The 13,603-nt window shown below is 71.7% G+C and carries 11 protein-coding genes; 6 read left to right on the forward strand and 5 right to left on the reverse strand.

The window, feature by feature from the left end:
- Nucleotides 1-1,079: nicotinate-nucleotide--dimethylbenzimidazole phosphoribosyltransferase (gene cobT / locus ACY34J_RS16955; RefSeq protein ID WP_462727414.1), on the reverse strand; the 1,079-nt coding region annotated here is incomplete at its 3' end.
- Nucleotides 1,080-1,783: 704 nt separating this feature from the next.
- Nucleotides 1,784-3,007 (reverse strand): bifunctional adenosylcobinamide kinase/adenosylcobinamide-phosphate guanylyltransferase, encoded by a 1,224-nt coding sequence (locus ACY34J_RS16960; RefSeq protein ID WP_462727413.1) that lies wholly within the window; start codon nt 3,005-3,007, stop codon nt 1,784-1,786.
- A 102-nt stretch (nt 3,008-3,109) separates the two neighbouring features.
- Between ACY34J_RS16960 and ACY34J_RS16965 the strand changes: the two genes are divergently transcribed.
- Entirely contained in the window at nt 3,110-3,319 is a 210-nt protein-coding gene (locus ACY34J_RS16965; RefSeq protein WP_462727412.1) for a hypothetical protein, read from the forward strand.
- Nucleotides 3,320-3,629: 310 nt separating this feature from the next.
- On the opposite strand, the gene ACY34J_RS16970 is transcribed toward ACY34J_RS16965, so the two are convergent.
- The gene (locus ACY34J_RS16970; protein ID WP_462727411.1) at nt 3,630-4,337 is read right to left on the reverse strand and encodes a class I SAM-dependent methyltransferase; all 708 of its coding nucleotides are present in this window, start codon (nt 4,335-4,337) and stop codon (nt 3,630-3,632) included.
- An 80-nt stretch (nt 4,338-4,417) separates the two neighbouring features.
- The gene (locus ACY34J_RS16975) at nt 4,418-5,011 is read right to left on the reverse strand and encodes a DUF3043 domain-containing protein (RefSeq protein WP_462727410.1); all 594 of its coding nucleotides are present in this window, start codon (nt 5,009-5,011) and stop codon (nt 4,418-4,420) included.
- A gap of 237 nt (nt 5,012-5,248) precedes the next feature.
- Here ACY34J_RS16975 and ACY34J_RS16980 point away from each other — a divergent pair, with 237 nt between their 5' ends.
- The 5 genes from ACY34J_RS16980 (at nt 5,249) to ACY34J_RS17000 (ending at nt 11,888) form a co-directional block, all read left to right on the forward strand.
- The gene (locus ACY34J_RS16980; protein WP_462727409.1) at nt 5,249-6,076 is read left to right on the forward strand and encodes a PspA/IM30 family protein; all 828 of its coding nucleotides are present in this window, start codon (nt 5,249-5,251) and stop codon (nt 6,074-6,076) included.
- Between the two features lie 36 nt (nt 6,077-6,112).
- Nucleotides 6,113-6,391 carry a PspA-associated protein PspAA gene (pspAA, locus tag ACY34J_RS16985; protein ID WP_462727408.1) on the forward strand — a complete coding sequence of 93 codons (279 nt, stop codon included), beginning with the start codon at nt 6,113-6,115 and terminating at the stop codon, nt 6,389-6,391.
- A gap of 128 nt (nt 6,392-6,519) precedes the next feature.
- Nucleotides 6,520-7,833: a sensor histidine kinase gene (locus ACY34J_RS16990; protein WP_462727417.1), complete on the forward strand. Its 1,314-nt coding sequence runs from the start codon at nt 6,520-6,522 to the stop codon at nt 7,831-7,833.
- Nucleotides 7,830-8,519 carry a response regulator gene (locus ACY34J_RS16995; protein ID WP_462727407.1) on the forward strand — a complete coding sequence of 230 codons (690 nt, stop codon included), beginning with the start codon at nt 7,830-7,832 and terminating at the stop codon, nt 8,517-8,519. Before ACY34J_RS16990 ends, ACY34J_RS16995 begins: the two co-directional genes overlap by 4 nt.
- 192 nt (nt 8,520-8,711) lie before the next feature.
- Entirely contained in the window at nt 8,712-11,888 is a 3,177-nt protein-coding gene (locus tag ACY34J_RS17000) for an efflux RND transporter permease subunit (RefSeq protein ID WP_462727406.1), read from the forward strand.
- A gap of 293 nt (nt 11,889-12,181) precedes the next feature.
- Here ACY34J_RS17000 and nadA read toward each other — a convergent pair whose 3' ends face one another.
- Complete coding sequence (nadA, locus tag ACY34J_RS17005) at nt 12,182-13,372, reverse strand: quinolinate synthase NadA (RefSeq protein ID WP_462727405.1); 1,191 nt, start codon at nt 13,370-13,372, stop codon at nt 12,182-12,184.
- Nucleotides 13,373-13,603: the final 231 nt, after the last annotated feature.

A 13,603-nucleotide genomic window follows, 5' to 3' on the forward strand; every position in this document is an offset into this window, starting at 1 on the left:
CTGTCCGCGGGCGCCTGCTCGGACTGCTCCGCCGACGGGTGCTCCGGCAGCTCCGCCGCAAGGGCCGCGGCCGCCTGCACCAGGGGCAGCGCGAGCAGGGCACCCGTGCCCTCGCCCACTGTGACGCCGTGGTCCAGCAGGGGAGTGAGCGCCATCCGGTCGAGCGCCTTCGCCTGGCCCGGCTCGCCACTGGCCTGGCCGGCCAGCCACCAGTCCGGCGCGCGGAACGCCACGCGCTGCGCGACCAGCGCACATGCCGCGGAGACGACTCCGTCGAGGAGCACGGGCGTACGGCGCACCGCGCACTGCAGCAGAAAGCCGGTGATCGCGGCCAGGTCGGCACCGCCGCTCGTGGCGAGCAGTTGCAGCTGATCGCCGAGTACGGGGCGGGCGCGGCGCAGTGCGTCGCGGATGGCCGCGCACTTGCGCATCCAGGCGAGGTCGTCAATGCCCGCGCCGCCGCGTCCGGTTACGACGGAGGCGTCCGTACCGCAGAGCGCCGCGATCAGGGTGCCCGCGGCGGTGGTGCCGCCCACGCTGAGATCGCCGAGGACGACGAGATCGGTGCCGGAGTCGGCCTCCTCGTCGGCGATCGCCATGCCGGCCCGGAACGCCTGCTCCGCTTGCTCGGCGGTCAGCGCGTCCTCGACGTCGATACGGCCCGAGCCGCGGCGCACCCGGTGGCGTACGAGCTCCTCGGGGAACTCGGCCGGGTCGCAGTCCAGCGCCATGTCCACGATGCGCAGCTCCGCGCCGAAGCGGCGGGCGAGGATGGCGACAGCGCTCTCGCCCTCGAGCGCGGCGCGCACGAGGCGGTGCGCGGTGCCCGCGGGGCGGGCGGAGACCCCGAGTGCGGCGACGCCGTGGTCACCCGCGAACAGCACCACGCGGGGACGCTCGATGGGCCTGACGGGCACCACGCCCTGGGCGGCGGCGAGCCATTCGCCGAGTTCGTCAAGGCGCCCGAGTGCACCGGGGGGTACGGTCAGGCGCTCCCGCCGCTCCTCGGCGTCACGCCGGACGCCGGCATCGGGGCGCTCGATCAGATTGCCGAAGTCGTCGAGATTGAGGCCGCTCATCCGCGGAACCCTACCGCTCGCCGCGGCGGCCGTTCCACGCCGGAGGGCCCTCGCCCCCACCGCCCCCACCCGGCGCTCCGCTCCGGCCCTCATTCCCTGCCCTGCGGGGGACAGGGCCGCCTTCCCCGCCCGCCCCGCCCCGGCCCGGCGCTTCGCGCCGACGCCTCTTCCCACCCACCCGCCCCGGACAGCCCGTGCCCTTTGCGGAGGCGGCCCGCTTCCCTGCCCCGGCAGACCGCGCCCGGTTCGAGGGGAGCGCCACCCCGCGCAAGGGCCGGCATGACGCCCGGCCCGGCGGACGTTGGCCCGGCGCTTCGCGCCAGCCCCTTTTCCACCGGCCCCCAAAAGATCTCGCCCTTGGCGACCGTCGCTCCGGCGGGGAGCCGGCCCCAGGTGCCGGCCTCCTGGACGCTGCTGGGCGGCGCTGTGGGGGGCAGGTCCGAAGGCCGGTGCGCCTGCGCCCAGAGCACGCGGAAACGCCTTACCGACGAACCATTTCGGAAGAGGCCCGCGTTGAGGATGTCGTCGTCGGCGCCTGTGGCGTCGCCGGTGAGCGAGACGCTGTCTCCCGTCACCTTGTCATCGCCCGGTCCGGCCTCGATCCGGTCTGCCCGGGCGGGAAAGCCCCCGGAGGGCGGGGCGTGGGCGGCGGCGTCAGCCGTGGAAGAGGTCGCGAGCGGGCAAACACGGCCGGAGGCGGGGCGTTAGCCGCGGAGGGGCAGGGCTTGGCCCGCTACCACCAGGAGAACGTGCTCGCACTCCGCCGCGAACAACGCATTGAGCCGCCCCAGTTCATCCCGGAACCGCCGCCCCGCAGCCGTCGCCGGCACCACCCCCGCACCGACCTCGTTCGACACGGCGACAACCCTGCGCCGCGTCCCCCGTACCGCCGCCACCAGCGCCTCGATCCGCTCCCGCAGCGCCCGCTCCCCGCCCTCGCGCCACTTCTCGTCATCCCACGCCCCGACGGAGTCCATCGCATCCGTCAGCCACAGCGCGAGGCAGTCGATCAGCAGTGGAGGCCCCTCCTCGGCGAGCAGCGGGACCAGATCGCACGTCTCCACCGTGTGCCAGGAACTCGGCCGTCGCTCACGGTGGAGGGCGATCCGGTCCGCCCAGTCGAGGTCGCCGTCACGGGTGCCGCCCGTCGCGACGTACAGCACGTCCGGGAAGGACTCCAGCCGCCGCTCGGCCTCCACCGACTTCCCGGAGCGCGCGCCGCCCAGCACGAGCGTGCGCCGCGGCAGGTCGGGGACGGCGTGGTACTCGCCGACCACCAGCGTCTGCCCGTCCGGCACGGCACGCGCCCCGGCCGACGCCAGCCGCCGGCGCAGCTCCGCACCCGGTGGCACATCGTGGTCCAGATGCACGGCGATCACATCCGTCGTCGCCGTGACAGCCCCCGCGGCGCGCAGCCGGGCGAGCGCGTCCGGCCGCCCGATGACGTCGAGCAGGACCATGTCGTACGGCACGACGTCCTCGGCAAGGCCCGCCGGCGCGGCCCCCGGCGGCAGATACAGCAGCCGGGCCGGGCCGGCGCCGTGGAGGGCCCAGCCGTCCGGGCTCGTGACCGCGTACCCGGTCCCCGGCACATCGACCGCCACGGCCCGTACCCGATGCCCGCTGATCAGCGCCAGTTCGCGCCCCTCCGGCACCCGGCCCGGTGCCGGCAGGCCCGCCGGAACCTCGACGGCCGGGCCGTCGTGCGGATGGGAGAGCAGCACCTGCCGTACGCCGACGAGCGAGCGCCCCGCGCGGGCAGCGGCGAGCGCCGCGCCGGGGGTGAGGTCGATCAGCAGGGCTCCGTCCACGAGCAGCGCGGTAGCGGCCCGCGCCTCGCTGCCGACGGAGGTCGCGCAGTTCGCACACGGGCAGTCGGGACGGGGCAGTCCGCTGGGGTTCCCGGTGCCGAGCAGTGTCAGTTCCACGCACTGATCGTCTCGCGTCGTGGCGCGAGGGGCGCGCGGGGACACCTGATCGGCCCGTTAGGCTGCGGGCAGCACGTACTCGGCGGGACTCAGGAGGCGGACATGGCATGGACGTGGCGGTTCGAGAAGTCCGACGGGACGGAGACCGAACCGGCGGTGCAGCCCGAGGAGTTCACCACGCAGGGCGACGCGGAGTCCTGGATCGGCGAGGTGTGGCGGGAACTGCTTGACGGCGGCGCCGACCAGGTCACCCTCTTCGAGGACGGCACGAAGGTCTACGGCCCGATGAGCCTGCACGCCGAGCAGGTCTGACCCGGCGTCGTTGAGGCCGCCGCCGGAACGCGGCTGTGGCCGATGGCATCCGACCGCGGGGGTACGGGAGCCAGAGCGGGAGGGGGCCCGGGTCGTCCGCAGGGGCAGGGGGTCCTGGACGTAAAAGCTCCCTACCTCCACCCCAGGAGGTGCCCCCAGGGCCGCCAGGCCCGAGAACGCGCAGTCCAGGCCTCCCACCCCGGAGGCCCCGGCCCCCGGCACCCGCCACGGCGGCGAGCCCGTGACCCGCACAGCCCCGCACCCCTCAGCCCCGCACCCCTCAGCCCCGCACCCCTCAGCCCCGCACCCCTCAGCCCCGCACCCCACACAAGTGCAGCAACGCCGCCACCCCGCGATACGGATCCGTACGCCCGGCCCGCTCCTCCGCGGCCAAGATCCGTTCCAGCTCCCGCTCGCTCACCGGCTTGGCGTCGTCGGCGGCCTGGTCGGTGAAGACCCGCACCCCGTACCAGGCGTGCAGCGGGGCGCCGATCCCGGCCAGCGTCGCCGTCAGCGCGTCCAGCCGGTCGGCCCGCACCCGCAGCCCCAGCCGATTGGTGTACGAGGGCGAGTCGAAGGCGGCCAGCGCGGTGTCCCAGTCACCGGCCAGCCCCGGCCGCATGGCGAGCGCGTCCGCGTTCCGTACCAGCAGCGACAGCAGCCCGCCGGGAGCCAGCACCCGGGCCAGACCGGCCAGCAGCGGATCCGGCTCGGCGACGTACATCAGCACCCCGTGGCACAGCACCACATCGAAGCTGCCCGGCAGGAAGTGCACGCCGGTGTCGCGCCCGTCGCCCTCGAACAGCCGGACCCGCGCCCGTATCCCCTCCGGCTCGTCGGCCAGGGCGCCCCGCACAACCGCCAGCATCTGCGGGTCGGATTCCAGCCCCGTCACCTCGTGGCCCGCGCGGGCCAGCCGCAGGGCCTGCGTCCCCTGGCCGAGACCTACGTCGAGGACGCGCAGCCGCTGCCCGACCGGGAAACGGCTGGTTATCTGCTCCTCGAGCTGACGGGCCACGAGCTCCTGACGAACGATGTTCCGCAGTCCGCTCAGACCGCGGAGCCAGCCGGAGGCGCCGCTGAAGCCGGCAGTGTCGCTCAGGGCTTCTCTCCGCGCTTGACCTGCGGCTTCGGCAGCCGCAGCCGACGCATCTGCAGGGTGCGCATCAGGGCGTACGGAACGGCGCCGCGCAGGTTCTCGTCCGGGAAGCGGCTGCGCAGCTGCTTCTTCAGCCGGATCGCGATCACGATCGAGTCGATGACGATCAGGACGATCACGACGAGCCACAGCAGCAGCGAGATGTTCTTGACCTGCATGGACGGCACCATGCTGAGCAGCAGGATCAGCACTGCCAGCGGCAGGAAGAACTCGGCGACGACGTACCGGGAGTCCACCCAGTCGCGGGCGAACCTCCGGATCGGGCCCTTGTCTCGCAGCGGCAGGTACCGCTCGTCGCCACTGGCCAGGGCCTCGCGCTGCCGCGCCAGGTCCGCCCGCCGCGCCTCACGCTGCCGCCGCGTGGCCTCCTTGCGGCTGGTCGGCAGGGACGCCAGGGTGCGGCGCCGCTGGGAGTGGCTGCGCTTGGGAGTGGGACGACCCTTCGGAGCCTGCGGGTCGCGGGTCTGCTTCTGCTGGTCCGCGGTCACCTGATGGGTCGCGGCCTGCTCATCCTTGGAACGGCTTCGGAACACAAAACCCAAGCGTACGGCGTCCGGAGTGTGGACCCCAGCCCCCTGGGGAACGATCCGGCAACGGCAGGGGCGCCGGCCGCGGCGTCCTCATCCCTGCGCCGGAGGAACTGTGTGGTGCTCGTCCTGCAGGAGGAGCGCATCGGCGCCCGATCAGTGCGGTAATAGAGGCATGGCCCGTACTGTGGGGTCTGAAGAGGTGCTGTAGCCCGAGTCCGGAGAAGGGGGCGCGCGAGGCCCATGAGCGGTGTCATGAAGCGGATGGGGATGATCTTCCGCGCGAAGGCCAACAAGGCCCTTGACCGGGCCGAGGACCCGCGCGAGACCCTCGACTACTCGTACCAGAAACAGCTGGAGCTGCTGCAGAAGGTGCGCCGTGGTGTGGCGGATGTGGCAACGTCCCGCAAGCGGCTGGAGCTGCAGATGAACCAGCTGCAGCAGCAGTCGGCGAAGTACGAGGACCAGGGACGCAAGGCCCTCGCGCTGGGCCGTGAGGACCTGGCCCGTGAGGCGCTCTCCCGGCGGGCCGCGCTCCAGCAGCAGGTCACCGACCTGGAGACGCAGCACCAGACGCTGCAGGCCGAGGAGGAGAAGCTGACGCTGGCCTCCCAGCGGCTGCAGGCGAAGGTCGACGCCTTCCGTACGAAGAAGGAGACCATCAAGGCGACCTACACCGCTGCCCAGGCGCAGACCCGGATCGGCGAGGCCTTCTCCGGCATCTCCGAGGAGATGGGCGACGTGGGCCTGGCGGTCCAACGGGCCGAGGACAAGACGGCGCAGCTGCAGGCGCGGGCCGGTGCGATCGACGAGCTGCTGGCCTCCGGCGCGCTGGAGGAGCCGGGCGGCATGGCGAAGGACGACATCCAGGCGGAGCTGGACCGGCTCTCGGGCGGCAGCGACGTCGAGCTGGAGCTCCAGCGGATGAAGGCCGAGCTCGCGGGCGGCGGCGCTCCTCAGGCCATCGAGGGCGGTCAGGAGCAGGGCGGTCAGGAGCAGGGCGGTCAGGCGGAGCAGCAGGGCCGGCAGGGCCGGCAGTCCCAGGGCCAGAACCGGTTGGACAAGCAGTAGCAGCCCTTGCCCGGATCGGCACAACGGGAGGTCGTCGTGATCGTACGGATCATGGGTGAGGGGCAGCTGAGGCTGGCGGACAGCGACGTCACCGAACTCAACAAGCTGGACGACGAGTTGCTCGCCGAGATGGAAAGCGGTGACGAGGCCGGCTTTCGGCGTACGCTCAGCGCGCTGCTCGGCGCGGTCCGCGAGCTTGGCGAGCCGCTGCCCGACGACTCCCTGGAGCCGTCCGAGCTGATCCTCCCCGCACCGGACGCCACGCTCGAGGAGGTCCGGGCCATACTCACCGATGAGGGGCTCATCCCCGGCTGACCGGCCCGTACCGCGCTACCCCCACAGGACCCCGGCATCGCGCCCCGCTTCCTCACCCGGGGAAGCGGGGCGCGATGCCGTCTCTGCGGGGGACGCGCGGTGCGTACGGCACCTCGTACCGCTTACCGTTGCTTGCCGTGACCTCCCCCGCCGTCGGGCAGGGCCTCGCCCGCCCCCAGCGCTGGCTGCGCGCTCACCCGCTCGCGTTCGACGCTCTCGTGGCCGCGGTCGTGTTCGCACTGATCCTCATCGGATCGGTGGCCGACCCGCACGGCCGGTACGGCCCGCACTTCGAACACCGGCATCTGGACGTGACCAGCGTGCTGCTCTCGGTGCTGGCGTGCGGGGCGCTGGTCGTACGCAGCCGGGCGCCGCTCGGCGTGCTTGGCTTCACCGGCCTGGTGACCCTGGTGGAGCTCGTCACCAGCGAGGCCGACCGGGCCCCTGTCGGAATGAGCGTGGTGGTCGCGCTTTTCACTGTCGCCTCCCGCACCGACCGCCCCACCACCTGGCGGGTCGGCGCCCTCACCGCCGTCGGCCTGACCGCCGCCGCCATGCTCTTCGGGCCCCGCCCCTGGTACGGACAGGAGAATCTGGCTCTCTTCGCGTGGACCGGCATGGCCGCGGCCGGGGGCGACGCCGTCCGTAGCCGCCGGGCCTTCGTCGACGCCATCCGCGAGCGGGCCGAGCGGGCCGAGCGGACCCGTGAGGAGGAGGCCCGGCGCCGGGTCGCCGAGGAGCGGATGCGGATCGCCCGCGAGCTGCACGATGTCGTCGCCCACCACATCGCGCTGGTCAACGTGCAGGCGGGAGTGGCCGCCCACGTCATGGACAACCGGCCGGACCAGGCCAAGGAGGCCCTGGCACACGTACGGGAGGCGAGCCGGTCCGCCCTCAATGAGCTGCGTGCGACGGTCGGTTTGCTCCGCCAGTCCGGCGACCCCGAGGCACCGACCGAGCCCGCCCCCGGACTTGGCGTACTGGACCAGCTGATCGACGGCTTCGGGCGCATGGGACTGCCGGTGGAGGTCGAGCTGTCCACGACCGAGCCGACGGGGCGGCCGGACGGGCAGGGGCGAGGCCCGTGGCACAGCCGCAGCCCGGAGCAGGCGTCCGCCGTCATCGGCGATCTGCCGGCGGCCGTGGACCTGACCGCCTACCGGGTCGTCCAGGAGGCCCTGACCAATGCGCACAAGCATGGGGGCGAGGGCACCCGCGCGGTCGCCCGTATCGCCCGGGCCGGTGACCTGCTGGAGATCCTGGTCGTCGACGATGGCGCCGGAGGCCCTGTCGTCTCCGGCGGTCATGGCCTGATGGGCATGCGTGAGCGGGCCGCCGCGCTGGGCGGCGAGTGCACGGCGGGGCCGCGATACGGAGGCGGCTTCCGGGTGCACGTACGCTTGCCGCTGACGACCGTCAAGGCCGGGGAGGGGGCGGCGTGACCATACGGGTACTGCTGGCGGACGACCAGGCGCTGCTGCGCAGCGCGTTCCGCGTCCTGGTGGAGTCCGAGCCCGGCATGGAGGTGGTCGCGGAGGCGTCCGACGGCGCGGAGGCCGTCCGTCTCGTCAAGGAGACCGTTCCCGATGTCGTCCTCATGGACATCCGCATGCCCGGCGTGGACGGCATCGCCGCCACCCGCGAGATCAGTGCGGATCCGGCGCTGGACGGCGTCCGCGTCGTGATGCTGACGACCTTCGAGGCCGACGAGTACGTTGCGCAGTCGTTGCGGGCGGGGGCCTGCGGCTTCCTCGGCAAGGGCGCGGAGCCCGGCGAGCTGCTGTCCGCGATCCGGGTCGCGGCCGCCGGGGACGCGCTGCTCTCCCCGGCCGCGACCAAGGGACTGATCGCCAAGTTCCTGGCGCAGAGTGAGGATTCGGGCCTCGGTGAGAGCGGGGGCGAAGAGGCCGAGCGGCTGGCCACGCTCACCGGCCGCGAGCGCGAGGTCCTGATCCTCGTCGCGGGCGGGCTCTCCAACGACCGTATCGCCGAGCGGCTGGAGGTCAGCCCACTGACCGTCAAGACCCATGTCAACCGGGCGATGGCCAAGCTCGGGGCCCGCGACCGGGCCCAACTGGTCGTCATCGCCTATGAGTCGGGCCTGGTACGCCCAAGATCCCCGCAATGACCCGTAGGTGCCCGGCGAACGTGGCGGGGGAGAGGGTGGAGAGGCGCGTACTGCGAGCGCGGTACACGGCCGGTGAAGAGAACCGACCTGGGAGCGACGAAAACACCCTTACGCATAGCTGATCATATAAGCGGGCCGTTGTGCCCTTTTCTGTCGCTCGCATCGATCAGCAACGAAAAGAGACCTTCACCCATGTCCTGGCTGTCCAGAATCAGCCTCGTACAAAGGGGTTTGATAGCCCTGATGGCGATTGTCGCGATCGCCTTCGGAGCCGTAGCGATTCCCCAGCTCAAGCAGCAGCTGCTGCCGTCCATCGACCTGCCCATGGTGTCGGTGCTGGCCCCGTACCAGGGCGCGTCGCCCGATGTGGTCGAAAAGCAGGTCGTCGAGCCCCTGGAGGACACCATCCAGGCGGTCGACGGCATCACGGGCATCACATCCACGGCGAGCGAGGGCTCGGCCGTGATCATGGCCCAGTTCGACTACGGCAATGACACCAAGCGGCTGACCGCCGATGTCCAGCAGGCCGTGAACCGGGCCCGCGCCCAGCTGCCGGAGGACGTCGACCCGCAGGTCGTCGCCGGGGGTACGGACGACATGCCGGCCGTCGTCCTGGCCGCTTCCTCCTCCCGTCAGGACCAGCAGGCGCTGGCCGACCGGGTGGACCGCACCGTCGTGCCGGTGCTGAAGGACATCGACGGCGTCGGCCAGGTCAGGGTGGAGGGCGTCCAGGAGAGGATCGTCTCCGTCACACCGGACGACGCGAAGCTCGCGCGGGCCGGTCTGACGCCGGCCGCGATCGGGCAGGCCCTGCAGGCGGGCGGCGCGTCCATGCCGGCCGGTTCCTTCCCCGAGGACGGCCGCAGCAAGACCGTCCAGGTGGGCGGTAGCTTCACCACCCTGCGGCAGATCGAGGGCCTGCGCGTCGCGCCCGCCCCCGCTTCGGGCGCTCCCACGGGCGGTGACCGGGCGGCGAAGCCCGTACGCCTGGGCGACATCGCCACGGTGAAGGAGGAGCCCGCGACGGCCACCTCCATCACCCGTACCAACGGCCGGCCGAGCCTCGGCATCGTCATGACGATGGGTCAGGACGGCAGCGCCGTCGCCATTTCCAACGCGGTCCGGGACAAGCTGCCCGAGCTGCGCAAGGACCTGGGCACCGGAGCGGAGCTCACGGTCGTGAGCGACCAGGGCCCGGCGGTCTCCCGGGCCATCGAGAGCCTGACGACCGAGGGCATGCTCGGCCTGCTCATGGCCGTCGTGGTGATCCTCGTCTTCCTGGCCTCGCTGCGCTCGACGCTGGTGACGGCGGTGTCGATCCCGCTGTCCGTGGTCATCACCCTGATCGTGCTGTGGACCCGTGATCTGTCGCTGAACATGCTGACGCTGGGCGCGCTGACCATCGCCATCGGCCGGGTCGTCGACGACGCGATCGTGGTGCTGGAGAACATCAAGCGGCACCTGTCCTACGGCGAGGAGCGGCAGCACGCGATCCTCACCGCGGTCCGCGAGGTTTCCGGGGCGATCACCTCCTCGACGCTCACCACGGTCGCGGTCTTCCTGCCGATCGGTGTCGTCGGCGGCATGGTGGGCGCGCTGTTCGGCTCGTTCTCGCTGACCGTCACGGTCGCGCTGCTGGCCTCGCTGATCGTCTCGCTCACGGTCGTGCCGGTGCTCGCGTACTGGTTCCTGCGCGCTCCGAAGACCGGTGCCGGCGTTGACGCGGAGGAGCTGCGCCGGCAGGCCGAGGCGAAGGAGGCGCGCAGCCTGCTGCAGCGGCTGTACGTGCCGGTGCTGCGGTTCGCCACCCGCCGCCGCTTCACCAGCCTGGTCATCGCCGTGGCGGTGCTCGTCGGCACCTTCGGCATGGCGCCCCTGCTCAAGACCAACTTCTTCGACCAGGGCGACCAGGACACCCTCTCCATCAAGCAGGAGCTGAAGCCCGGCACCAGCCTGGATGCCGCCAACGCGTCCGCGAAGAAGGTCGAGAAGATGCTGGCCGGCCTGGACGAGGTCAAGGACTACCAGGTCACGGTCGGCTCCTCCGGCATCATGGCGGCCTTCGGCGGTGGTACGGGCGCCAACCAGGCCTCGTACCAGGTGAAGCTCAAGGACTCCGGCGGCTCCGACGCGGCGATCAAGGCGATCCGCGACGGGCTCGACAAGCTGGGGCCGGGGATCGGCCAGACCACGGTCGCGGTCGGCGACGGCTTCGGCAACCAGGACCTGCGCGTCGTGGTCAAGGCCGCGGACGCGAAGGTGCTGCGCGAGGCATCCGACAAGGTGCGCGATGAGGTCGCCAGGCTCGACGACGTCACCGACGTCCAGAGCGACCTCGCGCAGAGCGTCCCGCGGATCTCGGTCACGGCGAACGACCGCGCGGCCCGGTACGGCTTCACCGACGCGACCCTCGGTCAGGCCGTGGCGCAGGCGGTACGGGGTACCACCTCCGGCAAGGCGCTCCTCGACGACACCGAGCGGGACATCGTGGTGAAGTCCGCCAAGCCCGCGACGACCGAGGCCCAGCTGAAGAACCTGCCGCTGCCCACCGCGGCGGGCACGGTGAAGCTTCGCGAGGTCGCGGACGTCCGTACGGTGGCCGGGCCGGTGCAGATGACCCGGATCGACGGGGCCCGGGCGGCCACGATCACCGCGAAGCCGACCGCCGACAACACCGGCGCGGTGAGCGCTCAGCTCCAGTCGAAGATCAACGCGCTGGATCTGCCCGAGGGCGCGACCGCGGAGATCGGCGGCGTCTCGCAGGACCAGGATGACGCGTTCTCCTCGCTGGGCCTGGCCATGCTCGCGGCCATCGCGATCGTCTTCATGCTGCTGGTCGCGACCTTCCGCAGCTTGGTGCAGCCGATGATCCTGCTGGTGTCCATCCCGTTCGCGGCGACCGGCGCGATCGGCCTGCTGGTGGCCACCGGCACCCCGATGGGCGTCCCGGCGCTGATCGGCATGCTGATGCTGATCGGCATCGTGGTCACCAACGCGATCGTGCTGATCGACCTGATCAACCAGTACCGGGCGCAGGGCTACGGCATCGTCGAAGCGGTGGTCGAGGGCGGCCGGCACCGGCTGCGGCCGATTCTGATGACCGCGCTGGCGACGATCTGCGCGCTGTTGCCGATGGCACTGTCGATCACCGGTGACGGCGGCTTTATCTCGCAGCCGCTGGCGGTGGTGGTGATCGGCGGTCTGGTGACCTCGACGCTGCTCACGCTGCTGCTGGTGCCGACGCTGTACGCGATGATCGAGCTCCGCAAGGAGCGGCGTCGTACGAAGCGGGCGGCCAAGCGGGATGGCCGCTTGGCCGAAGGTGCGGATGCGGGCGACACCCGCGCCCCGGAACCCGCGGGCGTCTGACGCACAGAGCCCCGTTGTGCCCCCACCCGTTCCGCCCTGCGGAACGGGTGGGGGCACAACCTACCTGCGTGCAGCCGCGTATGAGACAGCCCCGGGCGCACCGTTGCAGACCGTGACCGGTGGCCGGTTCGGGCCGCCCTCCCCCAGCTACGGCTGGGGGTGCGCCCCAGGAGGTGCCTCCAGCCAGCTACGGCTGGGGGTGCGCCCCAGGAGGTGCCTCCAGCCAGCTACGGCTGGGGGTGCCCCCCGGAGGTGCCTCCAGCCCCGCGGAACGCATGCCCCCGAACCGCTGCCTACGGCAAGGCAAGCATCCGCTCCAGCGCGAGCTTCGCGAACTTCTCCGTCTCCGCGTCGACCTGGATCCGGTTGACCACCTTGCCCTCGGCCAGGGACTCCAGCGCCCACACCAGGTGCGGCAGGTCGATCCGGTTCATCGTCGAGCAGAAGCACACCGTCTTGTCGAGGAAGACGATCTGCTTGCCCTCGTCGGCGTAGCGGTTGGCCAGCCGCCGGACCAGGTTCAGCTCCGTGCCGATCGCCCACTTCGACCCGGCCGGCGCGGCCTCCAGGGTCTTGATGATGTACTCCGTCGAGCCGACGTAGTCCGCCGCCGCCACGACCTCGTGCTTGCACTCGGGGTGCACCAGCACGTTCACCCCCGGGATCCGCTCACGGACGTCATTGACGGAGTCCAGCGAGAACCGCCCGTGCACCGAGCAGTGGCCGCGCCACAGGATCATCTTCGCCGCGCGCAGCTCCTCAGGCGTCACCCCGCCGCCCGGCTTGTGCGGGTTGTAGACGACGCAGTCGTCCAGCGACATCCCCATGTCCCGTACCGCCGTGTTGCGGCCCAGGTGCTGATCGGGCAGGAAGAGGACCTTGTTCTGCCGGCGCTCCCCCCGCTCGAAGGCCCAGTCCAGCGCCCGCTTCGCGTTCGAGGAGGTGCAGATCGTGCCGCCGTGCTTGCCGGTGAAGGCCTTGATGTCGGCGGAGGAGTTCATGTACGAGACCGGGACCGTCACTTCGGCGATCCCGGCTTCCGTCAGCACGTCCCAGCATTCAGCCACCTGCTCGGCGGTGGCCATGTCGGCCATGGAACAGCCCGCGGCCAGGTCCGGCAGGACGACCTGCTGCTCATCGCTGGTCAGGATGTCGGCCGACTCCGCCATGAAGTGAACACCGCAGAAGACGATGTACTCGGCCTGCGGCCGGGCGGCCGCGTCCCGCGCGAGCTTGAAGGAGTCGCCGGTGACGTCGGCGAACTGGATGACCTCGTCGCGCTGGTAGTGGTGGCCGAGCACGAAGACCTTGTCCCCGAGCTTCGCCTTGGCCGCACGGGCCCGCTCCACCAGGTCCGGGTCGGACGGGGCGGGCAGGTCACCGGGGCACTCCACGCCGCGCTCGCTCTTCGGGTCGGCCTGGCGGCCGAGGAGGAGCAGGGCGAGCGGAGTCGGCTGGACGTCGAGAGTTTGGGCGGTGGTCACGTCACGCACCCTTTCTGTTTCTGCAGAGACGAGCCTTTTCGTCGAAATGACGCTATCTATCATAACTGCTTCGTGTCAGTTTGACGATGGGGATCGTGTCGATGTGACGCATCCCCGGGTGGCACACCGTCGGCGGGGAGCCCGTGCCCCAAGCCCAGCCGGTGTGCGAGCATGAAGGCGGAAAGAACGTGCCAGGCCCGGAATGAATCCGGGGCTCCTTCGGTTGCAGCC

The organism is Streptomyces sp. HSS9-12 (assembly GCF_054963655.1).

Excerpts from the sequence above, each read along its gene's own strand:
- ACY34J_RS16980 (WP_462727409.1), top strand. The coding sequence starts at position 5,249 with ATGAGCGGTGTCATGAAGCGGATGGGGATGATCTTCCGCGCGAAGGCC.
- ACY34J_RS17000 (WP_462727406.1), top strand. The coding sequence starts at position 8,712 with ATGTCCTGGCTGTCCAGAATCAGCCTCGTACAAAGGGGTTTGATAGCC.
- ACY34J_RS16965 (WP_462727412.1), top strand. The coding sequence starts at position 3,110 with ATGGCATGGACGTGGCGGTTCGAGAAGTCCGACGGGACGGAGACCGAA.